Here is a 25523-nt window from a genome sequence, read left to right on the forward strand (position 1 = left end):
GTCACCAGGTCAGCTCCATCTCCAGCTCACTCTCGTCGGTCTCCAGCTCCAATTCGATCTTGAGGCTGACCTCGTCGGAGACGTGCGCGCCGAAGCGCAGGCCGCCGCGCTCGAACTCGACGTCGTCGTGACCAGCGAGCATGTCGGCGAGTCTGTGCAGCCGCGCCGCGGCCTCCTCGCGTCCGACGCGCTCCATCTGCTCCACCGAGAAGATGTCCATCACGATTCCTCCGTTCGCGAAATAAGACATCGAACCGCGGCCCTGCCTCCGTGTCATCGCCCATATGGGATGAGCGACTGAAAGGTGGTGTGGACACGCTGCCGCGGTGACGCCCGCACCATTGCCGCGCCTGGTCACGACTGCGACAGTCGAGGACACCGCGATCAAGGAGCCGTGATGCGGCGACACGAGCCAACGATCATTATCTTGGTGTGATGAGCAACGGAGGGGCACCGAAACCTCAGTTCCATGTCCTTGGCTGCCGCGGCGCGCTCGAAGGCACGCCCGAGCACCACGCCTGGATCACACTCGCCGTGGCCGCAGACATCCTGCGCTCGCGCGTCTTGGAAGACATCAGCCAGGCCGATGTCGCCTCGCTCCCCTTGCACCAGACCGCCGAGTGGCCCGGCCGCAACGGCACGAGCTGGCTCGTTACGCGCGTCACGTGACCCAGTCCCACCGCCCAACCACAAGGAGGGACCTGCTGTTCGGCCTGATCTTCCTCATCCCGCTGTTCCTGCTCACCTCCGGCGCTGTCGTCGATCGCGTCCACGACGTCTTCCAAGGCACCCACGCGCAGCAACCTCTCCGAGCACCCTGAGCTGTGACTGAAGTCCGCGCGAAGCGGGCCCGCGCAGACGAATCCTCGATCAATCCTGCACCGAAGGCTCGACCTTCGGGACAGGCCCCGGGGCGGTAGGACGTCGCCGGAAAACCCCCGCGTTAGCAGGGGCTTTCATGAGGGGTGAGCGAGAGGACTCGAAGCCCCGACCGCCGCAAGCGTTCCGTTCATCGCGACGTCCGGCTCCTCGCCGCAGGAGAGTGAATCCGCACCCCTCCACGGGGTGCGGATTCACTCAGGTCGGGTCGCTACCGCCGCACTCGACGCTCGGTGACGATCCGGATCGTCACGCGGCGGTTCTTCGCGCGGCCGGCGAGCGTGTCGTTGGAGGCGATCGGGTTCGCCTCTCCGTGGCCGGCGACGCGCACCTGATCCGGGCGGTGCTTCAGCCCGCCGAGCAGCGCCGCGGCGACGTTGCGCGCGCGGCGCCGGGAGAGCAGCAGGTTGCCGGAGCGCGTGCCGCTCGCGTCGCTGTAGCCGTCGATCTGGACGAGCACCGCGCCGTTCGCCGCCGCACGCAGCTTGCGGACGATCGCCGAGTCGCGATCGGTCAGGTGCAGACAGCTCGCGCAGAACGTCAGCGGCGGCGAGACCGTCACGACGCGGCGCTTGGGCGCGAGGGCATGTCTTCTCGCGCTCGCTCTTCTGTGCTCCGGTCTTCTCGCGACCGGTCTTCTCTGCGCCGGCGGGGTCGCGACCGGCGGCGTGCCGGCCGGCAGCTGCTCGCCGCCGCTCGGCGGCGGGGTGGTCTGGTCGTCCCCGCCGGGCGGCGGCGTCTGCTCTCTTCTGCCGTCGCCGGTTCTGTCTCTATCGCCGTCGTCCGGCGGCGGGGCGTCTGAGGTCGTGAAGGTCGCGTCGTCGCCCTCGGTCGTACCGGCGTCGTTGGTCGCCACGAGTCGGAAGTGGTAAGTCGTCGACGGCTGCAGGCCGTCGATCTCGGCTCTGACCGGGACGGCGTCGGTGCCGGCGGCGACGGTCGCGTCGTCCGTTCTGCCGCCGTCGTAGGCGCCGGCGGCGGCACCCCACTCGAAGTGGTACGTCGTCTCCGCGCCGCCGGGACCGACCTCGCCGCTGAGCGTCGCGGAGGTCGTCGTCAGATCAGCCGCGGCGGCGTTCGCGAGCGACGGCGCGGTCGGGGCGATTCTGAGGTGGGCGACCTGCACGGCGTCGGGCGTCAGCCCGTTGGAGGCCGCGAAGGTGACGTCGAAGGTGCCGGCCTCTCTCGGCGTGCCGCTGAGCACACCGCCGGCGGAGAGCGTCAGCCCGTCGGGCAGGGTGCCGTCGGTGACGCTCCAGGTCGGCCCCGGGAGCTGCGCGGTCGTTCTCAACGTGAACGTGTACGCAGTGCCGAGTCTGCCGTCGGCCGGCGCGGCGCTCGTGATCTCCGGGACGCCCTGGCCGAACGCCAGGAAGCCCCAGCACGCGATCGTCCCGTCGAGCTCGACGCCGCAGCCGTAGCTCCAGCCGGAGCTGATCGACTGGAATCCGACGCCGGTGGGAAGCCCGCTGACCTGGTGTCTGTCGTCGTTGCCCCAGCAGTGCGGCGTGCCGTTCGGCTCGACCCCGCAGGTATGGTCCTTGCCGGCGGAGACCGATGCGAACTTGACGCCTGCGGGGACACCGCTCGCGCCCTGGCCGTGGTTGTCCAGGCCCCAGCATTCGACGGTGTCGTCGCGCGCGGTGTCGGAGGGCTCGTCGAGGATGCCGCAGACGGTGCTGTCGCCGGTGCTGATCGTCGAGAAGTGGTCGGTCGCCGGCGGCATGTCCGACAGGACGTCGCCAGGCAGGCCCCAGCACTGCGGGATCCCGTCGACCCCCAGCGCGCAGCTGTAGCTGTGGCTGGCGCCGACCTCGAGGAAGGGGCCGGTGTGAGTCTCGACCTGGCGTCCGCCCGGGACGTCCGGGCCGACGGCGCCGTTGTCGTTGTCGCCCCAGCAGACCACGTCGCGGTCGGTCGCCAGCGCGCACACGTGGCTGTTGCCGACCGAGATCTGGCTGAAGCTGCCGGTCGGAGCCAGCCCCTTCATTCTGTACATGTCGTCGGCGGCGAGCCAGCAGGCGACCGACTGGTCGGCGTCGATCCCGCAGGGAACGCTCATCACGCCGTAGCCGTCGACGGCGTCCGTCGGGAGCGTCCAGATGCTCGACGAAGCGTTCTGGCCGAAGCAGACGATCGTGCCGTCGGCTCGCTGCCCGCAGGTGTTGTACTCGCCGGCCTTGACGGTCAGGGAGTCGGCCTGGGCAGCCTGGGCGCAGGCGAGCGCGAGCAGTGCCGCCGCCGCGCACGCCGCCAGCAGGCGCAGCGGGGATCGACATGGTCGAGATGATGACAAGGGGGCCTCCTGGACGCGACCGAGAACAACGCTGATCCGGTGATCGGCGCACGGACGCTATCGCTTGAGTCAGCGAGAGCATCGCCGGCGACGGTGGCGAGGCTCAGCTCGCGAACGTCTGACCCTCCCTCGCGAGCGCGCGTCGGAGGCGACGCGGGCGTCACACATCATCATGGTTTGGGAGCAACGATGATGGCCATCCCGGGCTGTCTCTGACACAGCAGGCGCCCGGTCCGTCGACATGCTGCCCGATTTACGGCTCTCCACGCATGGCGCGCGATTGTGACGCTAATCAGCTACGTGGTGGACAGGACAGCCGATCATTAATGATCGAGCGTCAGCTGCAGCGTCTTGTCGTCGCATCGACGGTCGTGAAGTCAGTCCGCTGACCGTACCGGCCGATATCGGGAACCGCGCGTAAAGGTACGTGCGCAGCTGTCGATACTCCCGAAGTCAGGGGGGCTGTCCAGTAACCGATGGAGGCACCATCCGCTCTCCCCTGCTCATCGCAGCGATCGTCCTTGCGCTGCCGCTTGCCGCTCCCGTCGCCCAAGCTGCATCCGGTCCCCAGTCGGTCTTGACCGCCGCGGTCGGCCATGCCCCCTCGCCGGTCCCCGGGAGCAGACGCCTCGGATCGGCACCGAGCGACCAGGCGATCAGCCTCGACATCGTGCTCGCGCCGCGCGATCCCGACGCGCTTGCGGCATTCGTCCGCGACGTCTCCACCCCTGGCTCTCCGTCCTTCGGCGACTTCATCGCGCCGGGCGAGTTCGCGGGTCGGTTCGGGCCCGCGCCGTCGACGATCGACGCGGTCAGCGCCGCGCTGCGAGCCGCAGGCCTGAGTCCCGGCAGACCGTCCCGCAGCGGTCTGGTGATCCCGGTCACGACGACGGTCGCCGAGGCCGAGGCGGCGTTCCAGATCTCGATCGAGAGCTACCGCCTGCCCTCCGGCGAGGAGGCCGTGGCGAACGTCGGGCGCCCGCAGCTCGCGGCGTCGGTCGCCCCGGCGGTGGATGCGATCGTGGGACTCGACACCCGCGCGCGCGTACAGCCCGAAGGGCTGCGAAGGAGCGTCCGACCGCCTGGCGGGCCACGCGCCGCCGCGACCCCGAGCGCCGCTCCCGCGCTCACCCCGGCCCTCCTCGTCGGGTCCAGCGGCCCGCGGCCGTGCGCGCAGTTCGCCTCGCTGGCGCAGAGCAACGGCCTCTACACGATGGACCAGATCGCGTCGGCATACGACATGTCCGGCTTCTACGCCGCCGGCAACGGCGGTGCGGGCGCGTCGATCGCGCTCGCGGAGTTCGAGCCCTACCGCGCTTCTGACATCCAGGCGTTCCAGAGCTGCTACGGGACGAGCGCGACGGTCACCAATCAGAACGTCGGGAGAGGTCCCGGCACCGGCGCCGGCTCCGGCGAGGCGGCGCTCGACATCCAGGTGGCGATCGGGATCGCGCCAGAGGCGAGAATCCTCGTCTATCAGGGTCCCAACGACGGCAGCACAGACGTCTACGCGAGAATCGCCGACGACGACCTCGCGCAGGTCGTCAGCACGAGCTGGGGCGTCTGCGAGACCAGCGCCAACGCGAACATGGTCGCCGCGGAGGCGACGATCTTCCAGCAGATGGCGGCTCAAGGGCAGACGGTCGTCGCCGCCTCGGGCGATCAGGGCTCGAGCGACTGCTACTCGTCCAGAGCGACGAGCGCGACGCAGCTGGCCGTCGACGACCCGGCCAGCCAGCCGGCCGTCACGGGCGTCGGCGGCACCACGATGACGCAGCCGAGCGACCCGCCCGTCGAGCAGGTCTGGAACCGGTCGGCCACGCGCGAGGGCAGCGGAGGAGGCGGGATCTCGACACGCTGGACGATGCCTGCCTGGCAGACCGGGCCCGGCGTGATCGGCACCGGCTCGAGCGCGAGACCGTGCCAGGCGAGATCGGGCTACTGCCGGCAGGTGCCCGACGTCGCCGCCCTCGCCGACCCGCGCACCGGCTACGTGATCCGGTACAACGGCAACACGATCGGCATCGGCGGGACCTCCGCCGCTGCTCCCCTGTGGGGTGCCCTGACCGCGCTCGTGCTCCGCTCGCCCGGGTGCGTCACAAGCGGCCGGCTGGGGCTCCTGAGCCCCGCCCTGTACAGACTCGCCGCCGGCACGCTCATCGGACTCAACGACATCACGATCGGCGACAACGACTACCTCGGCACGCACGGCGGGCTGTACCCGGCCGGCGCCGGCTACGACATGGCGAGCGGACTGGGCACGCCGATCGGCGGCGCGCTGCAGGCCGGCCTCTGCGGCACGGCGACCGCACCGACGTTCACGAGCACGGCCGACGCGACGTTCACGGTCGCGAGCGCGGCGGCCGTCACCGTGACCGCCTCCGGCACGCCGGCTCCGCGCCTGCGTCTGCTCAGCGGCACGCTTGCGGCCGGTCTCGCGTTCAGCGACGAAGGCGGCGGCAGGGCGACGATCTCCGGCACTCCCGCCGCCGGCTCGGCGGGCAGATACACCGTGGTGATCGAAGCCGCCAACGGCGTCGCACCGGCGGCTTCGCAGACATCGGTCCTGACCGTGACCGACGCGGTGACGTCCGCACCCCCCGTCGACCCACCCCCGCCAGCGGCTGCGCCCGCCATCCCGACTCCCACCTCGGCGCTCCCACCGCCGGCGACCGCCCCGCCGACCATCACGCCGGCACGCGGCGGCGCGGCCGTCAGACTCGCGGCGATCGCAACGCGGACGCTGAGGGTTGAGCCCGGCGGGCGGATGACGGTCCGGCTCGCCTGTCCGAGGGGCACCGGCGGATGCACGATGGCGGCGACGCTGACCCCCGCGGGCGGCGGCAAAGGCACGCTGACGACGATCTCGACGCTCGCCCGCTCTCGCACGGTCGCGGTCGCCTCCGGGCGCAGTCGTGCCGTCACGTTGAGGCTGGGACAGCGCGACCGCCGCCGGCTGGCGCGGGCGCGACACGGCCGCCTGCGCGCGCAGCTGACGATCCGGGCGCGCTTCGGAGACCGCGTCGGCCGCGTGAGCGCACCGCTCCTGCTGCAATCGCGTCGTCCATGAATTTCACCACGCGAGATTCACGTAGCCGTTTGGTCGCAATGTCGTCACTCGTAACCGTGACAGAGTCACGATCCACCGCGCCAGAATGCTGAGCTTCGATCATATGTCCACTTAGCGAGAAGTCGCCCGGAACCTCGCTTTGCAAATGACGAGAACCGGGAATTCGTTCACTCAATCATTCCTGCCCACCCGTGGCAGGACCACTGGAGGTACCAGATGCAACGCTTTCCTCGCTCGGTCGCGGGCGTATCCGTCGCCGTGCTCGCAGCTGCGACGTTCGCGCCGCCGGCCGTCGCCGCAGTCACGACCCCGGCACCGCCGGAGTACCAGACCCGCGGCGTGCTCGACGACCTGCTCGGCCTCGACCTGGGAGGCACGCTCGACGGCTTGGTCGGCAGAGCCCAACAGACTCAGCTGAGGCAGCTGCTCGGCCTGCTGCAGAGCGGCAGAACTCCGACCGGCACCGACCTCGCTCCGCTCACCGGCATCCTCGACCAGCTCGCCGGCACGGCAGGTCTGCCGGCGGGCGTGCAGTCTCTGCTGCAGCAGATCGTAGATCTGCTCGACGCCGGCGGCACCACTCCGCTGGCCCCCGGCGTGCTGACTCCGGTGGGCAGGCTCCTGCAGCAGCTGGCGACCACCGACGGGGTGCCGACACCGGTCGCGCAACTCCTCGACGGCCTCGGCGACACGCTGGACGGCGACGGGACGGCGGGCCTTCCGATCAGCGGCGCGCTGTCGCTGCCGGCGAGCGCGGTCGATGCGCTCAACGGCGTCCTCAGCGCGCTCCAGAACGGCGGTCAGCCGACCGCCGAGCTGCTGCGGCCGCTGATCCCGCTGCTGCAGCAGGTGGCCGCCACTCCAGGGCTGCCGGCGTCGCTCTCCAGCCTCATCGGCGGGCTGGTCGGCACGCTGCAGGGAACGAACGGCATGCTCGACCCGCTCGTGACGGGACAGCTCTCCAGCGTCCTGGGCCTCGTCGGCAACACGGCGGGCGTCGACACCGCGACCAGAGACACGATCCAGCGGACGACGACGATCCTCAACGGAGCCGCCGGCACCCCCGGCGCCCCGGGCGCCCCCGGCGCGGGTGGCAGCGCGGGCGGGACGACCGGAGCGGGGGGAGGTGGGTCCGCCGCGCCGCTCTCGCGCAGAGCGACGGCCAGAGACAAGGCCGTCGTCAAGAAGGTCGTTCTGAACAGACAGCGCACGATCGCCTCGGTCACCATCGCCTGCCCGAAGAGCGCTCCGGCGACCTGCGTCGTCAAGCTCGGCGCACGCTCCAGAGGCAAGCTCGCCGTCAGACGGACGATCGGCACCCGGATCGCGCCGAACAAGTCGAAGGTCGCCAGATTGCGCCTGACCGCGACGGCGACGAGAGCGCTGCGCAGAAGAGGAGGCAGCCTGAGAGTCAACCTCGCCACCACGTTCGGAACGCAGAAGTTCTCGGCCAGCAAGGCCGTGAAGCTCGCGAGACCGAAGGCGAAGGTGAAGATGAAGGCGAAGAGCAGGCTCGACCGCCGCTGAGCCGCAGCGCAAGCAGGGGCGAATCGCCGTGCACGTGCGATTCGCCCCGCAGGCGGCTCACCCGTTGACGCGGTCCTGCGCGTTCGCCGGGACCCTCACCCGTGCGGCTTCGCTCTCGCCGATCGTCGCTCTCTCTCGTGGTGTGCGCGGAGCAGCCGCGCGATCTCCGCGAGCCGCGCCTCCAGCTGATCGAACTGTCTTCTCAACGCGGCCGGCAGCGCCGGATCGAGCCGCGCGCGGTCGGTCTCCCGCAATGCGTCGGCGAGGTCGTCGACCGCCGCGACGGAGCGAAGACCCGCGCTGGCGAAGCGCTGCCCCGCCGCCGCCAAGCGCCGCTGGGCCGTGTCGGACAACGCTCGGACGCGCTCCAGGCCGGCCCGCTCCCGCTCCAGCGCCCGCTCGAGCCGGCCAGCGTAGGCGTCGGCGGCGTCCAAGCGGGTCTGCTGTGACGCCGCCAGCTGACGTCGCACCGCTGCGAGCTGCGCGTCAGCGGCGCGGTTGGCCCGCGTCAGCGCCTGCTCGCGCTGCTGCTGACCGTCGACCAGGACCGCCGTCAGCTCGTCGACGGTCCCGCCGCTGCGCGAGAGCAGGATCGATGCCAGCACGAGCGCCCACGCAAGCGCGACCGTCAGCAGCGCGAGCGCGAGATAGGCGACGCGACCCCAGTTGGTCGACCGCTGCCCGCTCTCAGCCGTGGGCGTCGTAGTGCGCATCTCGTCGTACTTGTCCGTGCCGGTGTCGCCGCGGCGCCCGGTCCGGGGCGCCGCGGCCGGGTGTGGGTCAGGCGACGCGGGACTCGGCGATCGAACCCGCATCCTCGAGACGCGCGAACCACGCCGCCTCCTCCTCCGGGATGGGCTGGGGCATCACCAGCCCGGCCTCCATCAGCCACTGCGACGGGAGGTCCATGGTCGAGACGACGATCTGCCCGGCCGGCACGCCGACGACGTCGAGCACGAGTTCGTGGATGCGGCGCATGATCGCGTGGCGGGTCGCGTCGGAGCGCCCGGCGCGGATGCCGCCGTTGACGATCACCGAGGGGGCGACGCCCCCGGCGGTGTAGCCGAACCCCTCCGGGATCGGAAGGAAGACGACGCGGATGAACGGCTCCGGGGCGTTGGTCTCCTCGGAGTGGATGCGGGTGATGCCCTCGGCGAGGCGGTCGCGCTGGTCCTCGTCGAGCGGGACGCCGATGGCGCCGAACTGATAGACGGGCATGGCATGTCCTTTCGGGACGGTGTTGGTTGACGCGTCCCAGCATCGATCGACGCGACCCGCGGCGCAGCAGTAAGCGGCTACTGCACCTTCCCCGCCGGTACTGCAGCAGCTCCGTGCTTGATGTATGTAGGCATACATATTATGCTGGGCGGCATGTCTGTCCCACGAGACCATCCCCATGTCACCGTCGACGACGTCGCGTCCGGCGTCCTGCTGGCGTCGCTCGACTCCGGCGAGCTGGGGCTGCTCGAGCCGCCGTTGGCCGAGGGCCTGCGTGCCGTCGTGCGCCGCGCCGAGGACGACCCCGACGTGCGCGCGGTCGTCATCACGGGCACGCATCCGCACCGCTTCGTGAGCCACGCGAGCATCCGCTGGCTGCAGGAGGGCGGCCGCGACAGCCCCTCGGTCGGCCCGCGCGCCGCCGCCGCGTTCGGCAGGCTCGGCACCGCGGTCAACCGCACCCGGGTGCTGGAGCCGCTGGCCCGCCGGACGCCGCTGGCCGGGATCCTCGAGCTCGACCGGTTCCACGACACGCTCCTGCGCATGAACGCCAGCGGCGCGATCTTCGTCGCCGCCCTGAACGGCTCGGCCCTGGGCGCGGGCGCCGAGCTGTCGTGGGCCTGCGACCTGCGGCTGATGGCCGAAGGCGAGCACTTCATCGGCCAGCCCGAGATCCTGCTGGGCTTCAACCCGGGCGGCGGCGGCACCCAGCGCCTGACCCGCCTCGTCGGTACGCATCGCGCGCTGCTGGCGATCCTCGAGGGCCGGCCGTTCCCCGCCCGGGAAGCGCTCGACGTCGGCCTGATCGACGAGCTGGTGCCGCCCGACCGGCTCCTCTCACGAGCGGTCGAGGCGGCCGAGGGCTTCGCCCGGCGGTCAAAGGACGGCATCGCCGCCGTGAAGCGCTCGGTATACCTGGGCGGATCGGAGCCGCTCGCCGACGGGCTGCGCCGCGAGCGCGCGGAGTTCGTCTCGATCCTGGGCGGCGCCGACGCCCAGGAGCGCATGCTGGAGTACATGGCTCGCACCGACGCCGACGGCGAGCTGCCCCTCTACGATCCGCAGCTGTACGCGGAGGCGCTGCGAAGCGGCCGGGTGCCGGGACCGTGACCGGCCAGGCGGCCGCCGTCGAGCGGCTCGACGTGGCGTTCCCCTCCGGTGACGCGTCCTGCTCGGCCTGGCTCCATCGTCCCGTCGGCGACCGGCTCGCGCCCGTCGTCGTCCTCGGCCACGGACTCGGCGCCACGCGGGAGATGCGCCTGGACGCCTACGCCCGGCGCTTCGCCGCGCACGGGCTCGCCGCGCTGGCCTTCACCTACCGGCACTTCGGCGACAGCGAGGGCACGCCCCGCCAGCTGCTGTCGGTCGCGCGCCAGCTGGAGGACTGGGAGAGCGCCATCGCCCACGTGCGCACGCGCAAGGACGTCGACGGCCGCCGCGTGGCGATCTGGGGCAGCTCGTTCGGCGGCGGCCACGCGATCACGATCGCCGCACGCCATCCCGAGCTCGCCGCGGCCGTCGCACAATGCCCCTTCACCGACGGCCTCGCCTCGGCCCGTGCGCTGGGCCTCGCCACTTCCGTCAAGGCCATTCCGCTGCTGCTGCGCGACACGCTGGCCGCGATCGCAGGGCGGCCGCCCGTCACGATTCCCGTCGCCGCGCCGCCCGGCGATGTCGCACTGATGAACGCCCCCGACGCCGCCTCCGGGTACCACGCGCTGATCCCTGACGGGCTGCCGTTCCGCAACGAGGTCGCCGCCCGGATCATCCCGTCTCTGAGCGCCTACCGTCCCGGTCGAGCGGCCAAGGACGTGCGCATCCCGATCCTCTTCTGCGTCAGCGACACCGACACCGTCGCGCCGCCGGGCCCGACGCTCCGCTACGCGCGGACGGCACCGCACGGCGACGTGCGTCGCTACGACGCGGGCCACTTCGCGTTCTACGTCGGCGAGACATTCGAGCAGATCGTCGCCGACCAGGTCGAGTTCCTCACCAGCCGGCTTCTATGATCGACGCCGGAACACGCGATGCCCCGGCACTCGGACGCCAAGATTAAGATGATCAAGAGCGCGGTGCGCCTGCAGCGCACGCGCGGCGTGGCCGGGACCGCGTTCTCCGACGTCCTGGCCGACAGCGGCGCGCCGCGCGGCTCGGTCTACCACCACTTCCCCCAGGGGCGCGGCCAGCTGGCCGAGGCGGCCACCGAGCACGGCGCCGAGTGGATCGCCGAGCAGCTCGAGGAGATGCTCGCCGGCGGCGATCCCCTCGCGGCGCTCGAAGCATTCGTCGACCTGTGGTCTGGCGTCGTGCTCGAGGAGGCGTACCAGGCCGGCTGCGCCGTCGCGGCGGGCGCGCTGGATCCGGACCACGACTCCGGCGCGCGGCGCGCGGCGGCTGCGGGCTTTCGCCGCTGGGAGACGCTCCTGGCCGATGCGTTCGCACCGCACGTGGGCGCAGATCAGGCGCAGGCGCTGGCCGTGACGTGCATCGCCGCGATCGAAGGCGCGCTGATCCTCGTGCGCGCGGAGGCGAGCCTGCGGCCGTTGGAGCTGGTCGCCGAGCAGCTGAGCAGGGTGCTGTTCCAGTCGATCGCGGCCCAGAAGTAGAAGCAGACGTACCGCCCGGCCAGCTCGTCGAGGATCCGCTCGTAGACCTCGCGCCAGGCGAGGGTGGTCCCCAAGCATCATCGGTATGTATGTATGTATACCTACTTAGTCAACGGTGTATCATCGCTCGGCAGCTTGCGCCCGCTTGCGGGGCACGTCCCTTGAGGCTTTCGTTGTGCGGTACACCTCTCCCACGACCTGGCCGCTCATCGGCCGCAGCGCGGACCTCGCGCTCATCGGCGAGCTGCGCCGCGGCCGACGCGCCTGCGGCGTCGTCATCCAGGGTACGGCCGGAGTCGGCAAGTCGCGCCTCGCGCGCGAAGCGCTCGGTGCCGCCGCGCAGGACGGGGACCTCACCGAATGGGTCCAGGCGACGAGCAGCGCAGCCACCGTGCCGCTTGCGGCGTTCGCCAGCCTGCTGAGCCACGAGGTCGACTCCGACGATCCGCTGACGATCATGCGTCGGTCCGCCGACGCCTTACGGGCGCGTGCCGGCCGCCGCCGGCTCGTGCTCGGCGTGGACGACGTCCAGCTGCTGGACCCAACCTCCGCCGCGCTGGTGCAGCACCTGGCGGCCTCCGGTGCCGCCTTCGTCGTCGTGACCGCCCGCACCGGTCAGCCGTGCCCCGACGCGATCACCTCGCTGTGGAAGGACTCCGGGGTCGAGCGCCTCGCGCTCGACGTGCTCGGCGAGGACGACACGATCCGGCTGGTCGAGTCGGCGCTCGGAGGACCGGCCTCCCAGGCGGCGCTCGACTGGCTGGTCACGACGAGCGCCGGCAACGCGCTGTTCCTGAGCGAGCTGCTCCGCGGCGCCCTCGAGAACGGCGCGATCGAGCGACGCGACGGGCTCTGGCGCCTCGTGGCGCCGGACGCGGCCGTCAGCGCCTCGCTCAAGCACCTCATCCTCGAGCGGACTCGGTCCCTGTCCGAGCGGCAGCGCGAGGTGCTCGAGATCCTGGCGCTGGCCGAGCCGCTGCCGCTGGACGAGCTGCTGACGCTCAGCGCGCCGGACGTCGTGGGCTCGTTGGAGGAGCAGGCGATGATCGAGCTGCGCTCCTCGCGCGGACAGGTCACCGCCGGCTCGGGCCACCCGTTGTACAGCGAGGTGGTCCGCGCGTCGATGCCCGTCATCCGCGGCCGGATCCTCCGCGTCCGCGTGGCGCAGGCGTTCAGGAGCCGCAAGGCGCTGACGCCCGGCGAGGCGCTGCGCGTCGTCACCTGGCTGTTGGAGGCGGACGAGGCACCCCCCGCCGAGCTGGTGCTCGACGCCGCGCGCGCCGCGCTCGCCGCCGGAGATCCGGAGGCGGGGGAGCGGCTGGCCGCCGTGGCGATCGAGCACGGCGCCGGAGCCGAGGCGACGATCGAGCTCGCGCGATCCCATGTCGCGCGCCGGCGCTTCGACGCCGCCGAGGCCCTGCTCGCTCCGCTCGAGGGCGAGCTGCCCGACGCCGGCACGAGCCTGACCTACCTGGAGCTGCGCGCCTCGTATCTGTTCTGGGAGCGCAAGGATCCGGACGCCGTGACGGCGCTGCTCCTCCGCGCCTGCGCGTGGCACGACGAGCCGGCCTGGAGGCGGCGGCTGCAGTCCCTCGAGCTGCGCTTCGCCGCGATCGGCGGGCGACGCCTCGACGTCGCCGGTGCCACCGAGACGCTCCTGACCCATCCGGCGACGGACGCGGACCTCCAACGACGCGTGGCGCCCGCGCACGCGCTTCACCTGTTCCTCGAGGGGCATGCGCTCGAGGCCCGATCGCTGGCGCGCAGCGCGTGGCCGTCCGTTCCGCTGAGCGACCAGGCCGAGCGCGTCGGCTTCGCCACGTACGTCCTCGTCGCCATCGAGACGGGCGGCGGGCACGAGCAGCTCGACGGCGAGATCTCCCGCGCCCTGGTCGCGAGCGTCCGCGCCGAGGACCACGTCGCGGCCGGGCTGGCCGCGCTCGGCCTCGCCTTCCTGGGGCAGCTGGCGGGACGGCTCGGCGACGCCCGGCGATGGCTCGCCGAAGCCGAGCTGCACTTCGAGCTCGGCGACACGTTCGGCGCGGCCGTCATCGCCCGGGCCGTCGCCACCTGGGTCGCCTGCGCGGACGGCCGGTCCGACGACGCCGCGCTCGCCCTCCGCCGCTGCGAAGCGGCGCTCGGCGGCGCCGACCCCCTGCCGATCCAGCAGCCGTACGTCGCGCGAGCGCGCGCCTGGGCGCGCGCCGCCGCGGGCCGCCCCGACGAGGCTCGGGAGCTCCTGCTCGCGGCCGCCTCCGACGCTGACGACCGGCCTGTCTACGCGACCGTCCTCGCCTATGAGGCGGTTCGGGCCGGCACGCGGCCGCGTGACGTGGAGGAGCGGATCCGACGGGCCGCGACGCGCCTCGACGGACCGCTCTCCCGCGCCTGTGCCGCCGACGTCCAGGCCCGGGCGGCCGGGGACGCCGCCGGCACCCTGGTCGCCGCCGAGCGGCTCGAGGCGGCGGGCGCCCTGGCGTACGCCGGCGAAGCCGCGCTCGCGGCGGCGGCGCTCTTCCGCGATCAGGGTCGTCACGACTCCGCGCGGCGCGCGCTCGCGCGCGCCCGGGCGCTGCACGCCCGTGGGCAGGGCGGCGCCGAGCCCCGCCTCGACGGCCTCGACGGCCCCGCGATCGGCCTCACGACCCGGCAGGAGCAGCTCGTCACGCTCGCAGCAGAAGGACTCAGCAACGCCGAGATCGCCGAGCGCCTCGTACTGTCGATCCGGACCGTCGAGTCGCACATCTACCGGGCCATGCAGAAGCTGGGCGTCGACGACCGCCGCCAGCTGTCATCACATCTGCCGCGGCGTCCCGCCCGCTGAGCAACGGCCGCGCGAGCGCCGCGGCGGCCAACCGGAGGTCGTGCGCCGCGCCGCCGCCCAGCGACTCGGCCGCGAAGTCGTCCACGCCCTTCACCGACGGGCCTGAGGCGTCCGCCGCTGCTTCGCCCGAGAGCCGAACGGCCGGTACGCCAGCAGCGCCGTACGGGCGCCGCCTACTCGGCGTAGTCGCCGATGCGCGTGCGGAAGGCGCTGATCGCCTGGGCGACCGCGGTGGCCTCATCGAGCGTCATCTCAGCGATCCCGAACTTCATCTCGGTCAGCGCCTCGGTCGCGCCGATGACCACCTTATGACCGCGCGGCGTCAGCTTCGCGAAGACGAGGCGGCGGTCCTCCTCGCTGCGCACCCGCTCGACGAGGCCCTTCGACTGCAGTTGGTCGATCGTGTTGGTGACCGTCGCCGGGTGGACCATCAGGCGGCGACCCATCCGCCCCAGCGGCACTGCGCCGTTGGGGCTGAAATACAGGAGCAACAACGCTTCGAATTGAGGGTTGTTGATTCTGAACGGACGCAGCTCGCGGTCGATCGACGTCGTCATCAGCTGCTGCATCCGCATCATCGCCGTCGCCGCCTCGAGATGCTCGATCGCGAGCATGCCGTGGGATCTCCACAGGCGGACGACCTCGGCGACCGGATCAAGGGCCGGGGCGTTCTGTTTGTCGGCGGTTGCCACGCTGAGACCGTATCAGGGCGAGCAGCCCGATCCGCTGCTTCCGTTGGGGCTCGGATAGTTCGATGGTCGTAGGAGGTGCACGGTCATCTCCCCATCTCGTCTCTATGTTGGCTGTTGCTGTCGCCAGTTTTGTTTGATGAGCGACGATAAGACATCCACATGATCACCATTGGTCAGCGAGGCAACCACGCCGCCCGCCCGCGTGCCGAGCAGACACGACGACGACAGCGCGACCGCGCGACAACGCCGCGACCCGCTGCGGCGTCGGCGCGAGCAGCGGGAGGCCGTCGCCGAGCCCGTCGGCCGCCGTCGACGCCGTGAACGCGCCGTCGGGATCTCCGGGATCGAGCGCCACCATGCCGGAGCAGTCCGCGTCCGAGGTCGCGACGACGCCGATCGCCATCAGCACGAGCGGGAAGGCTCCAACGAGTTTGGCGCGCTGACCCCGTTTGCGGCCTCATGCAGCTCATCGGCGCTGACGAGCTTCACGCGCGGGCGGCCGTGCGGCTCGCCGCGCGCGGTCTCGTGCGCGTCGATCGCGCGCCAGCCCTCCCAGCCGACGACGCGGCCGCCGCGCCGCGCGAGCCAGTCGTCGCCCGGCCGCGGCAACGCGGGCGCGCCGAGCGCGCCGGCGTCGCGGTCGGCGAGCAGGTGCGCGACGGTGCCGGCGGCGTCCTTCTTGTTGGCGCCGATCACGCCGCTGGGCCCGCGCTTGATCCAGCCGACGACGTACTCGCCGAGCTGCGGACGGCCGCCGGCGTCGACGACGCGCCCGCCGTCGTTGCGGATCAGGCCGCGCCGCTCGTCGAACGGGATCCCGGCGACCGGCACGCCGCGGTAGCCGATCGAGCGGATCGCGAGCCCGCACGGGATCTCCTCGGTGACGCCCGTGGGGACGGCGCGCAACGCGCCGTCCGCGCCGGCCTCGATCCGGTTGACCGAGACGCGCACCGCCTCGACGCGGCCGTCGCCGAGCAGCGCCAGCGGCGAGCGCAGGAAGCGCAGCACGACACGGTGCTCGTGACCCCTCGGCGGGCGGCCGGCGTAGTCGGCCAGCAGCGCGACGTTGCGGCGGCTGGTCGCGTCGCCCGCCTGCTCCAACCAGCCGTGCGACAGGGGATCGAGCGCCGCCTCCTCGGCCGCCACGACGACGTCGGCGCGCATCAGCTCCCCCAGCTCGCGCAGCTCCGGGTTGGTGAAGGCGGCCTGCGCCGGCCCGCGGCGGCCGAGCAACACGACCTCGCGCACGTTCGACGAGCCCAGCGCCTCGATCGCGTAGTCGGCGGCGTCGGTGACGCGCAGCTCGTCCGGGTGCAGCACGAGCATGCGGGCGACGTCGATCGCGACGTTGCCGTTGCCGATCACGACCGCGCGCTCGGCGCTCAGGTCGAAGTCGCGGTGGGCGTGGTGCGGATGGCCGTTGTACCAGGCGACGAACTCGGTCGCGGGCAGCGAGCCCAGCAGCTCCTCGCCCGGGATCCCGAGGCGGTTGTCGGTCGCCGCGCCGATCGCGTAGACGACCACGTGATAGCGCTCCAGCAGCTCCGCGCGGCTGACGTCGGCGCCCAGCTCGACGCCGCCGAAGAAGCGGAACGACGCATGGCGCGCGGTTCTCTCGAACACGCGCGTGACGGCCTTGATGTTCGGATGGTCGGGCGCGACGCCCGCGCGGACGAGCCCGAACGGCGTCGGGAGCACGTCGTAGAGGTCGACCGCGAAGCCCTCCGCCAGCAGCATCGCGGTCGCGTAGAAGCCGGACGGACCGGCGCCGACGACTGCACAGTTCAACGTCATGCGGCGAGACCGTAGCCGATCTGTTTGTCGTGTGATAGTTGTTGTTCAAAATATCGCCAACCAAATGGAGTGAGTGGTGGAAGCCAGCCTGCTGTTGGAGGAGGCGGCCGTGCAGGAGGAGTTCTTCGAGCGCGGCTGGACCGACGGGCTCCCGGTCGTCCCGCCGACGCCGCAGCGCGTCCAGGCGCTGCTCGACGTCGTCAGCGCCGAGGACCCGGACGTGCTGGTCGGCTACCTCGCCTCGCGCCAGCGCGGCGTGACGATCGGCAAGGCGGCGACGAACGCCGTGATGGCCGGCTGCCGGCCGGAGTACTTCCCTGTCGTCGTCGCGGCCGTCGAGGCGATGTTCGACCCCGCCTTCAACCTGCACGGGGTGCTGACGAGCACCGGCGGCGCCGCGCTGTGCGCGATCGTCAGCGGGCCGATCGCGACCGAGATCGGGATGAACGCGCGCCACAACGCGCTCGGCGAGGGCAACCGCGCCAACGCGACGATCGGGCGATCGCTGCGGCTGATCGCCTCCAACGTGCTCGGCGCGCGCGCCGGCGAGTCCGACGGCACCTCGATCGGCCATCCCGGCCGCTACTCGTTCTGCTTCGCCGAGGATCCGCCGCCGGCGCCGTGGCAGCCGATCCGCGCGCAGGCCGGCTACGCGCACGCCGACACGACGGTCAGCCTCGTGCCCGTCGAGGGCCCGCACCAGCTCGCGCAGCAGCTGACCGACGACGCGACCGACGTCCTGCGCTCGTTCGCACGCTCGATCAGCCATCCGACCTGGATGGGCACCGGCAAGGGCAGCCAGGGCGTGCTGCTGCTCGGCCCCGAGCACACCGGCTTCTGCATCGCCGCCGGCATGTCCCAGGACGACGTGCGCGCGTTCGTCTGCGAAGCGAGCCGCATCGCGCCCACCGAGCTGACCGCGGCCGGCGTCCACCTCGAGCAGAACTCCCAGCACGACATGACGCCCGGACCCGACGGCAAGCTCGGATCGCTGCGCTCGCCCGAGGACCTGCTGCTGGTGACGGCCGGCGGCGAGGGCGCGGGCTGGTCGGCGTGGCTGCCGAACTGGGCGCCGAAGGTCCATGCGCAGCGCGTCACCAGACGCGTGCGCCCGGCCGGCGAGGCGCTGCCGGAGTGCGGCCCCGACGGCTGCATCGTCCCCGCGATGAGGAGTTGAGCCGGATGAGCCTGATCACCGTCCTGACCCCCGACGAGCACGGCCCCGCCGCGGCCGAGACGATCGCGCTGGCAGAGCGCTCGGCGCTGCCGCGGCGGCCCGTGATCGGTCTCGTCGTCAACGGCAAGCCGCTCGCCGACGAGCTGATGCACGCGCTCGCCGACGAGCTGGGCCAGCGGCTCGGGCGGCCGCTGGAGGTCGTGCTCGTGCGCAAGCCGAGCGCCGGCCACCAGCTCGCCGACGACGTCGCCGACGCGCTCGCGCAGCGCGCCGACTGGGCGATCGCCGGCCTCGGCGACTGCGGCGCCTGCTCGACCTGCAGCCTCTACGACGCGGTCATGCTGGAGCGCCGCGGCGTGCCGGCGACCGTCCTGATCACGGAGCCGTTCCAGACCCTGATCGCATCGATCGCGGCCAAGCTCGGCGCGCCTGGGTATCACTCGATCGCGGTCCCGCACCCGGTCTGGGGCAAGGACGAGGCGCAGCTGCGCTCGCTCGCCCGCCCGGTCGCCGCGACTGCGGTGACGCAGCTGCTGGCGCCGCTGCGCGGCGGTGTGGCGGCAGCCTGACCCGGGAATTACTATGATGTCCAAGCATCTGTAGTCCAACAGATCACGAGGAGGAGATACCGATGGCTGCGACGACCGTCGATGCCCGGACACGCGAGGTGCTCGACCCGGTGGGCCCCGTGCGAACGATCCGCCACGAGCGCGCACCGCGCCTGCGGACGCTCGCCGGCGCGCGCATCGGGATCCTCGAGAACAGCAAGCCGAACGCCGACGTGCTGATCGGCGGCGCCGTCGACCACCTCGTCGAGCAGGGGGCGCAGCTGGTCCGCCACAGCACCAAGCCCGGCCCCGCCTCGCCCGCCCCGTACGACTGGTACGAGGCGTTCGCGGCGGAGTGCGACGCGGTCCTGACCGGTTCGGGTGACTGCGGCTCGTGCACGTCGTGGAGCGTCTACGACTCGATCGAGCTGGAGCGGCGCGGCGTGCCGGTCGTGCTGATGGCGACCGACGAGTTCCGCCCGCTGGCTGAGAGTGAGCGCGAGACGCTCGGCCTCCCGCAGCTCGGGATCGCGCTCGTGCCCTATCCGACCGGGGGCGTCGACCCCGAGCAGACGCGCGCGAAGGGCCGCGCTGCCGGGCCGCGCGTCGCCGCGCTGCTGCTCGGGCAGGCGACCGGTACCGCTGCGTGACGACCGTCGGGGCGCCCGCCGAGCGGATCGCGCTCGGCGGCGCGGCGTTCTTCGACCACGCGGAAGCCGCCGGCTGGACCGACGGCCTGCCGGTGCTGGAACCGACGCCCGAGGCGGTCGCGGCGCTGCTGGCGACGGTCGCGCGCGACCCCGCCGAGCTGCTCGGCCACGTCCCGCCGCGGTGGGGCGAGCTGACCGTCGAGCGGGCCGCGATCAACGCCGTCATGGCCGGCTGCCGGGCCGAGGTCTTCCCGGTCGTAGTGGCCGCCTGCGAGGCGATGCTCGACCCGGCGTTCAACCTCTTCGCGGTGCAGGCGACGACCAACCCGGTCGGCCCGACGGTGATCGTCAACGGCCCGATCCTCAACGCGCTCGGGATCAGCAGCGGCGCCGGCTGCCTGGGCCCCGGCAGCCGCGCCAACATGACGATCGGCCGCGCGCTGCGGCTGATCATGCTCAACCCCGGCGGCGCCGAGGTGGGCCCGATCGACCGCGCCACGCACGGCTACCCCGGCAAGCTCAGCCTCTGCTTCGGCGAGGCGCCCGGCTCGCCGTGGCCGCAGCTGCACGAGCGCCGCGGCTTTGCGCCCGGCGACTCGACCGTCACGCTGTTCCAAGGCACCGGCACGTTCAACCTGCTCGACCTCGTCAGCACGACGCCGCTGGAGCTGCTGACGACGATCGCTCACTCGCTGAAGGGGATCGGATCCAACAACATGCAGCTGCAGCGCGGCGAGGCGCTCGTCGTGATCTGCCCCGACCACGCGCGGATCCTCGCCGGCGGCGGCCTCACGATCGCCGACGTGCAGCGCTTCCTGTGGAGCGGCAGCACCGTGCGCGGACACGAGTTCCCACCCGCGATGCGCAACCTGCTGACGCGCTGGCGCCCCGACGAGTTCGCGCTCGTGGGCGAGCAGACGGCGGTGCCGCTCGTGCGCACGCCGGAGGAGATCGCGCTCGTCGTCGCCGGCGGCAGCGGCGGCCACTCCTGCTACGTCCCGGGCTTCGCCGACGGAGCCCTCGTCACCCGATCGATCGAGACGAAGGCATGACCTCACTCCACGACCAGGCACTCGACGCCGGCGCCGCGGCCGCGCTGATCCGCCCGCGATCGGTCGCGATCGTCGGGATCTCCGGCGCCGCCGCCGGCACCTTCCGCCCCGGCGGCCGCGCGGTCTTCGACCACCTGCGCCGCTTCGGCTACGACGGCCGCCTCTACCCCGTCAATCCCAGATACGACCAGATCGACGGCGTGCAGGCCTTTCCCGCGCTCGCCGAGCTGCCGGAGGCGCCCGACTGCGCCGTCGTCGCGGTGCCCGCGGCGGCCGTCCCGCAGACGATCCGCGACTGCGGCGAGGCGGGCGTGCGCAACGTGCTGCTGCTCAGCTCCGGGTTCGGCGAGCTGGGGCCGGAGGGCGCGGCGCTCGACGCCGAGCTGCGCGCCGCGATGGCCGCCTCCGGCGTGCGCGTGCTCGGCCCCAACACGACCGGGATCGCGAACGTCGCCGACGGGTGCTACCTGACGATGACGTCGGTGCTGGCAGCCGGCGGGCTGCTGCGGTCGGGGCCGATCGCGCTGCTGCTGCAGAGCGGCGCGCTCGGCAGCTGCGTGATCGACCGGGCGCGCAGCGCGGGCGTCGGCGCCGGCTGCGTTGTCTCGCTCGGCAACCAGGTCGACCTCGACGCCGCCGACTTCCTCGCCCACTTCGCGACCGACGAGCGGATCGAGGCGATCTCGCTGTACGCCGAGGGCGTCCCCGACGGGCCGCGCTACCGCCGCGCCGTCGAGCAGGTGCTGGACACCGGCAAGCGGCTGTTCGTGCTGCTGGGCGGCGCGAGCGAGCTGGGCGAGCGCGCCGCGACGAGCCACACCGGCCGCATCGCCGGCCGCGCCGCGCTCGAGCGCGCGCTGCTGCGCGAGACCGGCGCGACGCTCGTCGACGACCCCGACGACCTGTGGCGCACGCCGACGCTGCACGCGCGTCACCCGGCCCGCTTCGCGACGCCGACGATGGGCGTCGGCATCTTCACGATCTCCGGCGGGCTCGCGGTGCTCGCGGCCGACCAGCTCGGCCATCGCGACGGCTTCGACCTGCCGGAGCCGAGCGAGGCGACGCGGCAGGCGCTGACGCCGTGGCTGCCCGGCTACGTCGGCGCGCGCAACCCGCTCGACCTCGGCCCCGGCACGATGCCCGACGGCTTCCAGCCGGCGCTCGCGGCGTTCGCCGCCGACGCGGCGCTCGACGCCGTCGCGGTCGTGCTGCCGGTCGTCGCGACGGCCTGGCAGCCCGCGGTCGTCGACGGCGTCCTCGCCGTCGCCGAGACGCTCGACAAGCCGCTGCTCGTCTGCTGGTACGCCGGCGATTCGGCCGCCGCCAGCGTCGAGCGGCTGCGTGGCGCGGGCGTGGTCGTCGTCGAGTCGCCGCGCGAGCTGGCGTCGGTGCTGGACTCGGTGCACGGGCCGGCTGAAGCGGAGCCGGACGCGGAGCGGGCTCCGGAGCCCGCCTCAGAGGCCACGATGTCCGACTGGGAGGTCCTCTCCGCGATCGCGCACGCGGGTGGCGAGGTCGCGCCGATGCGCCTCGCGCGCACGCGCGCAGAAGTCGTCGAGGCCGCTGCCGAGCTCGGCTTCCCCGTCGTCGTGAAGGCGCTCGTGCCCGGCGTCGCGCACAAGTCCGAGCACGGGCTGGTCGCGGTCGCGATCGCCGACGCGGCGGCGCTGGAGCAGAGGCTCGACGGGCTCGCGGCGGCCGCCGCGAGTGCCGGTGCCCCGGACGTCGCCTACCTCGTGCAGGCGATGGCCGGCTCCGGCGTCGAGGTCGTGCTGTCGGTGCGCCGCGACGCGGCGCTCGGCACGTTCGTCGGGGTCGGGCTCGGCGGGATCCTGATCGAGCTGCTGCACGACGTCCGCTACGCGCCCCACCCGCTCCCCGACGGCGCCTTCGAGCGGCTGCTCGAAGAGCTGGCCGGCAGCGCGCTGCTGCGCGGCTACCGCGGCCGCCCCGGCGCCGACCGCGCCTGGATCGAGCGGACCCTCGACGCGCTCGTGGAGGCGGCCGAGCAGCTCGGCGCCGCCGAGCTGGAGGTCAATCCGGCGATCGTCGGACCGCACGGCGGCGTGATCGTGGACGCGCTGGCAGTGGGCCGTGCCGCATGACCGCCCTGCGCGGCACGGCGTCCGTGGCCGGCGTCGGCGAGAGCGCGATCGGGCGGGTGCCCGGGCGCAGCGCGGTGCGGCTGACGGCCGACGCGATCGTCGCCGCCGTCGCCGACGCCGGCCTCACGCTCGCCGACGTCGACGGCCTGCTCGTCACCCCGGTCTTCGTCAAGCCGTACCCGCGGCAGGCGAACGTCGTCGCCGAGTACCTCGGGCTGCACCCGCGCTGGGAGGCGACCTACCAGGCGTCGGGCGCGAGCGCCTGCGCGATGGTCGGCGCCGCCAGCGCCGCGATCCTCGCCGGCCTCGCCGACGTCGTCGTGATCGCCTCCGGCGACAACGAGCTGTCGGGCCTCGGCACCGGCGGCGTCGTGACCGAGCTGGCGCGCCAGCGCGAGCCCGACGTCGAGGTCCCCTACGGCCTGATCGTGCCGGCCGGCTTCGCGCTCGCGGCGCAGCGCCACGCGTACGACTACGGCACCACGCCGCAGCAGCGCGCGACCGTCGCGACGACCTTCCGCGAGCACTCGCGCCTGACCGGCCGCGGCCACAAGACCGAGCCGCTGACCGTCGGCGACGTGCTCGACTCGCCGATGATCGCCGACCCGTTCCACCGGCTCGACTGCTCGCTCGTCTCCGACGGCGCCGCGGCGCTCGTCCTGACCTCGACCGAGCGCGCACGCACGCTTGCGAAGGCGCCGATTCCGGTCCTGGGCGTCGGCGAGGCGTACACGCACGAGCGGATCTCCAACGCCCCGTCGCTCAGCTCGTTCGGCGGCCGCGAGTCGTCGCGGCGGGCGTACGCGATGGCCGGGCTGGGGCCGCAGGACGTCGACGTCGCCGGCATCTACGACTGCTTCAGCGGCGTGCTGCTGATCGAACTGGAGGACCTCGGCTTCGTCAGCCCCGGCGAGTCGGGGCCGTTCGTCGAGGACGGCGGCATCGGCCTCGACGGCCGGCTGCCGACCAACACGCACGGCGGCCTGCTGTCGTACTGCCATCCGGGGTATCCGGGCGGCATGTTCCATCTCGTCGAGCTGGCGCGCCAGCTGCGCGGTGAGGCGCAGGGGCGCCAAGTGCGCTGCGACGTCGGCCTCGGCCACTCGATGGGCGGCATCTTCTCGACGAACGCGACCGCGATCTTCGGAACGGAGGCGACCCTGTGAGCGAGATACAGACCGGCGATCCCGACGCCGACGCGTTCTGGCGGGCGGCCGCGCAGGAGCGGCTGACCTACGGCCGCTGCAGCGTCTGCGGGACGGCCAACTTCCCGCCGCGCGACCACTGCCCGGCGTGCGGCGGCGACTGCGAGATCCGCGACTCGGCCGGTCGCGGCGAGATCGTGACGTGGTCGCGCGTGCACCGCTCCGCCGACACCGACTTCAAGGACATGCTGCCGTACGTCGTCGCGATCGTCGCGCTCGAAGAGGGCTTCCGCATGGTCGCCAACGTCGAGCCGCAGGCCGCGGTCGCGATCGGCGCCCGCTGCACGCTCGCCTTCCGCCCCTCCCCCGCGACCGGCCTGCTCGCACCGCTGTTCGAGCTGGAAGGGGCGAAAGCGTGAGCGCCGAGACGCTCGGCACCCTGCTGGCCGGCCTCGCCGAGCGGCGCGGCGACAAGGAGCTGGTCCGCTTCGATGGCGGTGCGCCGCTGACGCACGACGAGGTCGTCGGCCGCGCCGCGTCGCTGGCCGCCGCGCTGCGGGACGCCGGCCTCGGCCCCGGCGACCGCGTCCTGATGATGCTCGACAACGGCCCCGCGTTCCTCGACGCCTGGTTCGCGTGCGCGCTCGGCGGGCTCGTGATGGTCCCGCTCAACACGCGCCTGCAGGGCCGGCTGCTGGAGGACGTCGCGACCCGCTCCGGCGCGCGCGCCGTGATCGCCGACCCCGACTACGTGCCACTGCTGGATCCGCTGCTCGACGCGGGGATCCCGCGCGCCGTGACCGGCACCGCACCGGCAGACGCCTCCGGCGGCTGGCTGCGCCACGACGCGCTCGTCGAGGACCGCGACGCGCCGCTCGCGCCGCCGTCGCGCCCCGCGGACCCGGTCTCGATCATCTTCACCTCCGGCACGACCGGCCCCGCGAAGGGCGTGATCCTGTCGCACGGCCACTGCATCGCCCGCTCTGGCTCCTACGTTCGCGGGCTCGGACTCGACCGCGACGACGTGATGTTCAGCTGCCTGCCGTTGTTTCACAACAACGCGCAGATGGCGACCGTGCTGCCGGCGCTGCTGGCCGGCGGGCGCGTCGCGCTGCACGGCCGCTTCAGCGTCTCGCGCTTCTGGTCGCAGATCAGCGCCGCCGGCGCGACGCGCTTCACGCTGATCGGCCGGATGGCGAACCTGCTGCTGGCCGCCGACCCGCGCCCGGACGAGCGCACGCACGCGGTCCGCAGCGCCTGCATCGTGCCGCCGCCGCGCGGCGGGAGCGCGTTCACCGACCGCTTCGGCATCCGCGTCGTCTCGCAGTACTACGGCGCGACGGAGATGATCCCGATGCCGCCGGACCTCGACCAGCCGGCGCGGCCGGGCAGCTGCGGCCGCCCGGGCCCGGGCTACGAGTGCGCCGTCGTCGACCCCGACGGCATGCCGCTGCCCGACGGCGAGGTCGGCGAGCTGGTCGCGCGCCCGCTGCTGCCCAGCGGCGTGATGTCGGGTTACCTCGACATGCCGCAGCAGACGCTCGAGGCGTTCCGCGGCCTGTGGTTCCACACCGGCGACGCGGTCCGCCGCGACGCCGACGGCTTCTACTTCCTCGTCGGCCGGCTGAAGGAGGTGATCCGCCACAAGGGCGAGAACATCTCCGCGACCGAGGTCGAGCGGGTCGTCTGCGAGCTGCCGGGCGTCCACGACGCCGCCGTCGTCGGCGAACCGGACGAGTGGGGCGAGGAGCGCGTGGTGCTGTACGCCGAGGCGGGGCAGCTCGACGCCGAGCAGCTGCGGCGTGAGTGCGCCGACCGCCTGCCAGACTTCATGGTCCCCGCCGTCGTGCACATCGTCGAGGCGCTGCCGCGCAACGCGCTCGGGCGGGTCGAGAAGTTCAAGCTGCGGCCGCCCGAGCGGGAGATCGCCTGAGCCGTGG

General features: G+C 72.9%; 23 protein-coding genes. 16 read left to right on the top strand and 7 right to left on the bottom strand.

Features of this window, described 5'->3' with window-relative positions; all coding sequences use genetic code 11:
• Window position 1 precedes the first annotated feature (1 nt).
• Window positions 2-220, bottom strand: coding sequence for an amphi-Trp domain-containing protein (locus Q7L65_RS00460; RefSeq protein WP_304718237.1), 219 nt, complete (start codon window positions 218-220; stop codon window positions 2-4).
• Window positions 221-435: 215 nt separating this feature from the next.
• On the opposite strand from Q7L65_RS00460, the gene Q7L65_RS00465 reads away from it, so the two are divergent.
• Together Q7L65_RS00465 and Q7L65_RS00470 are read left to right on the top strand one after the other, a co-directional pair.
• Window positions 436-669, top strand: a complete 234-nt coding sequence (locus Q7L65_RS00465; RefSeq protein WP_304718238.1) for a hypothetical protein — start codon at window positions 436-438, stop codon at window positions 667-669.
• On the top strand, window positions 666-821 hold the full coding sequence (locus tag Q7L65_RS00470) for a hypothetical protein (protein WP_304718239.1): 156 nt from the start codon (window positions 666-668) through the stop codon (window positions 819-821). Before Q7L65_RS00465 ends, Q7L65_RS00470 begins: the two co-directional genes overlap by 4 nt.
• Before the next feature lie 269 nt (window positions 822-1090).
• On the opposite strand, the gene Q7L65_RS00475 is transcribed toward Q7L65_RS00470, so the two are convergent.
• Window positions 1091-3175, bottom strand: coding sequence for an OmpA family protein (locus tag Q7L65_RS00475; protein ID WP_304718240.1), 2085 nt, complete (start codon window positions 3173-3175; stop codon window positions 1091-1093).
• Between the two features lie 577 nt (window positions 3176-3752).
• Here Q7L65_RS00475 and Q7L65_RS00480 point away from each other — a divergent pair.
• Together Q7L65_RS00480 and Q7L65_RS00485 are read left to right on the top strand one after the other, a co-directional pair.
• Window positions 3753-6245, top strand: a complete 2493-nt coding sequence (locus tag Q7L65_RS00480) for a protease pro-enzyme activation domain-containing protein (protein WP_304718241.1) — start codon at window positions 3753-3755, stop codon at window positions 6243-6245.
• A gap of 216 nt (window positions 6246-6461) precedes the next feature.
• Window positions 6462-7772 carry a hypothetical protein gene (locus Q7L65_RS00485; protein WP_304718242.1) on the top strand — a complete coding sequence of 437 codons (1311 nt, stop codon included), beginning with the start codon at window positions 6462-6464 and terminating at the stop codon, window positions 7770-7772.
• Between the two features lie 95 nt (window positions 7773-7867).
• Here Q7L65_RS00485 and Q7L65_RS00490 read toward each other — a convergent pair whose 3' ends face one another.
• Together Q7L65_RS00490 and Q7L65_RS00495 are read right to left on the bottom strand one after the other, a co-directional pair.
• On the bottom strand, window positions 7868-8485 hold the full coding sequence (locus tag Q7L65_RS00490; RefSeq protein ID WP_304718243.1) for a hypothetical protein: 618 nt from the start codon (window positions 8483-8485) through the stop codon (window positions 7868-7870).
• 67 nt (window positions 8486-8552) lie between these two features.
• Window positions 8553-8990, bottom strand: coding sequence for a tautomerase family protein (locus Q7L65_RS00495; RefSeq protein ID WP_304718244.1), 438 nt, complete (start codon window positions 8988-8990; stop codon window positions 8553-8555).
• A gap of 153 nt (window positions 8991-9143) precedes the next feature.
• On the opposite strand from Q7L65_RS00495, the gene Q7L65_RS00500 reads away from it, so the two are divergent.
• The 4 genes from Q7L65_RS00500 (at window position 9144) to Q7L65_RS00515 (ending at window position 14420) form a co-directional block, all read left to right on the top strand.
• Window positions 9144-10100 carry an enoyl-CoA hydratase/isomerase family protein gene (locus tag Q7L65_RS00500; protein ID WP_304718245.1) on the top strand — a complete coding sequence of 319 codons (957 nt, stop codon included), beginning with the start codon at window positions 9144-9146 and terminating at the stop codon, window positions 10098-10100.
• A complete protein-coding gene (locus tag Q7L65_RS00505) occupies window positions 10097-10999 on the top strand; it encodes an alpha/beta hydrolase (RefSeq protein WP_304718246.1) in 903 nt (300 codons plus the stop codon). The genes Q7L65_RS00500 and Q7L65_RS00505 overlap by 4 nt, the downstream gene beginning before the upstream one ends.
• 48 nt (window positions 11000-11047) lie before the next feature.
• Window positions 11048-11596, top strand: coding sequence for a TetR/AcrR family transcriptional regulator (locus Q7L65_RS00510; protein ID WP_304718247.1), 549 nt, complete (start codon window positions 11048-11050; stop codon window positions 11594-11596).
• A gap of 175 nt (window positions 11597-11771) precedes the next feature.
• Window positions 11772-14420: a LuxR C-terminal-related transcriptional regulator gene (locus Q7L65_RS00515; RefSeq protein ID WP_304718248.1), complete on the top strand. Its 2649-nt coding sequence runs from the start codon at window positions 11772-11774 to the stop codon at window positions 14418-14420.
• A 173-nt stretch (window positions 14421-14593) separates the two neighbouring features.
• Here Q7L65_RS00515 and Q7L65_RS00520 read toward each other — a convergent pair whose 3' ends face one another.
• From Q7L65_RS00520 to Q7L65_RS00530, 3 genes are all read right to left on the bottom strand, one after another.
• Window positions 14594-15112, bottom strand: a complete 519-nt coding sequence (locus Q7L65_RS00520) for a MarR family transcriptional regulator (protein WP_304718249.1) — start codon at window positions 15110-15112, stop codon at window positions 14594-14596.
• A gap of 163 nt (window positions 15113-15275) precedes the next feature.
• Window positions 15276-15521 (bottom strand): hypothetical protein, encoded by a 246-nt coding sequence (locus Q7L65_RS00525; RefSeq protein ID WP_304718250.1) that lies wholly within the window; start codon window positions 15519-15521, stop codon window positions 15276-15278.
• Window positions 15515-16906 (bottom strand): FAD-dependent oxidoreductase, encoded by a 1392-nt coding sequence (locus Q7L65_RS00530; RefSeq protein WP_304718251.1) that lies wholly within the window; start codon window positions 16904-16906, stop codon window positions 15515-15517. The genes Q7L65_RS00525 and Q7L65_RS00530 overlap by 7 nt, the downstream gene beginning before the upstream one ends.
• Before the next feature lie 76 nt (window positions 16907-16982).
• On the opposite strand from Q7L65_RS00530, the gene Q7L65_RS00535 reads away from it, so the two are divergent.
• The 8 genes from Q7L65_RS00535 to Q7L65_RS00570 all read left to right on the top strand — a co-directional run bounded on the left by Q7L65_RS00535 (window position 16983) and on the right by Q7L65_RS00570 (window position 25516).
• Window positions 16983-18083: a hypothetical protein gene (locus Q7L65_RS00535; protein WP_304718252.1), complete on the top strand. Its 1101-nt coding sequence runs from the start codon at window positions 16983-16985 to the stop codon at window positions 18081-18083.
• A 5-nt stretch (window positions 18084-18088) separates the two neighbouring features.
• On the top strand, window positions 18089-18652 hold the full coding sequence (locus tag Q7L65_RS00540) for a UGSC family (seleno)protein (RefSeq protein ID WP_304718253.1): 564 nt from the start codon (window positions 18089-18091) through the stop codon (window positions 18650-18652).
• A 62-nt stretch (window positions 18653-18714) separates the two neighbouring features.
• Window positions 18715-19281, top strand: a complete 567-nt coding sequence (locus Q7L65_RS00545; protein WP_304718254.1) for a hypothetical protein — start codon at window positions 18715-18717, stop codon at window positions 19279-19281.
• Complete coding sequence (locus tag Q7L65_RS00550; RefSeq protein ID WP_304718255.1) at window positions 19278-20333, top strand: hypothetical protein; 1056 nt, start codon at window positions 19278-19280, stop codon at window positions 20331-20333. The genes Q7L65_RS00545 and Q7L65_RS00550 overlap by 4 nt, the downstream gene beginning before the upstream one ends.
• Window positions 20330-22438: an acetate--CoA ligase family protein gene (locus Q7L65_RS00555; protein WP_304718256.1), complete on the top strand. Its 2109-nt coding sequence runs from the start codon at window positions 20330-20332 to the stop codon at window positions 22436-22438. The genes Q7L65_RS00550 and Q7L65_RS00555 overlap by 4 nt, the downstream gene beginning before the upstream one ends.
• Window positions 22435-23604, top strand: a complete 1170-nt coding sequence (locus Q7L65_RS00560; RefSeq protein ID WP_304718257.1) for a hypothetical protein — start codon at window positions 22435-22437, stop codon at window positions 23602-23604. Before Q7L65_RS00555 ends, Q7L65_RS00560 begins: the two co-directional genes overlap by 4 nt.
• A complete protein-coding gene (locus tag Q7L65_RS00565; RefSeq protein WP_304718258.1) occupies window positions 23601-24002 on the top strand; it encodes a Zn-ribbon domain-containing OB-fold protein in 402 nt (133 codons plus the stop codon). Before Q7L65_RS00560 ends, Q7L65_RS00565 begins: the two co-directional genes overlap by 4 nt.
• Window positions 23999-25516 carry an AMP-binding protein gene (locus Q7L65_RS00570; protein ID WP_304718259.1) on the top strand — a complete coding sequence of 506 codons (1518 nt, stop codon included), beginning with the start codon at window positions 23999-24001 and terminating at the stop codon, window positions 25514-25516. Before Q7L65_RS00565 ends, Q7L65_RS00570 begins: the two co-directional genes overlap by 4 nt.
• Window positions 25517-25523 lie beyond the last annotated feature (7 nt).

This window comes from Conexibacter sp. CPCC 206217 (assembly GCF_030646165.1).
In the GTDB taxonomy this organism is placed as follows: domain Bacteria; phylum Actinomycetota; class Thermoleophilia; order Solirubrobacterales; family Solirubrobacteraceae; genus Conexibacter.

Excerpts from the sequence above, each read along its gene's own strand:
- Q7L65_RS00465 (WP_304718238.1), top strand. The coding sequence starts at position 436 with ATGAGCAACGGAGGGGCACCGAAACCTCAGTTCCATGTCCTTGGCTGC.
- Q7L65_RS00530 (WP_304718251.1), bottom strand. The coding sequence starts at position 16,906 with ATGACGTTGAACTGTGCAGTCGTCGGCGCCGGTCCGTCCGGCTTCTAC.
- Q7L65_RS00560 (WP_304718257.1), top strand. The coding sequence starts at position 22,435 with ATGACCGCCCTGCGCGGCACGGCGTCCGTGGCCGGCGTCGGCGAGAGC.
- Q7L65_RS00500 (WP_304718245.1), top strand. The coding sequence starts at position 9,144 with ATGTCTGTCCCACGAGACCATCCCCATGTCACCGTCGACGACGTCGCG.
- Q7L65_RS00555 (WP_304718256.1), top strand. The coding sequence starts at position 20,330 with ATGACCTCACTCCACGACCAGGCACTCGACGCCGGCGCCGCGGCCGCG.
- Q7L65_RS00490 (WP_304718243.1), bottom strand. The coding sequence starts at position 8,485 with ATGCGCACTACGACGCCCACGGCTGAGAGCGGGCAGCGGTCGACCAAC.
- Q7L65_RS00540 (WP_304718253.1), top strand. The coding sequence starts at position 18,089 with ATGAGCCTGATCACCGTCCTGACCCCCGACGAGCACGGCCCCGCCGCG.
- Q7L65_RS00545 (WP_304718254.1), top strand. The coding sequence starts at position 18,715 with ATGGCTGCGACGACCGTCGATGCCCGGACACGCGAGGTGCTCGACCCG.
- Q7L65_RS00460 (WP_304718237.1), bottom strand. The coding sequence starts at position 220 with ATGGACATCTTCTCGGTGGAGCAGATGGAGCGCGTCGGACGCGAGGAG.
- Q7L65_RS00510 (WP_304718247.1), top strand. The coding sequence starts at position 11,048 with ATGATCAAGAGCGCGGTGCGCCTGCAGCGCACGCGCGGCGTGGCCGGG.
- Q7L65_RS00485 (WP_304718242.1), top strand. The coding sequence starts at position 6,462 with ATGCAACGCTTTCCTCGCTCGGTCGCGGGCGTATCCGTCGCCGTGCTC.
- Q7L65_RS00495 (WP_304718244.1), bottom strand. The coding sequence starts at position 8,990 with ATGCCCGTCTATCAGTTCGGCGCCATCGGCGTCCCGCTCGACGAGGAC.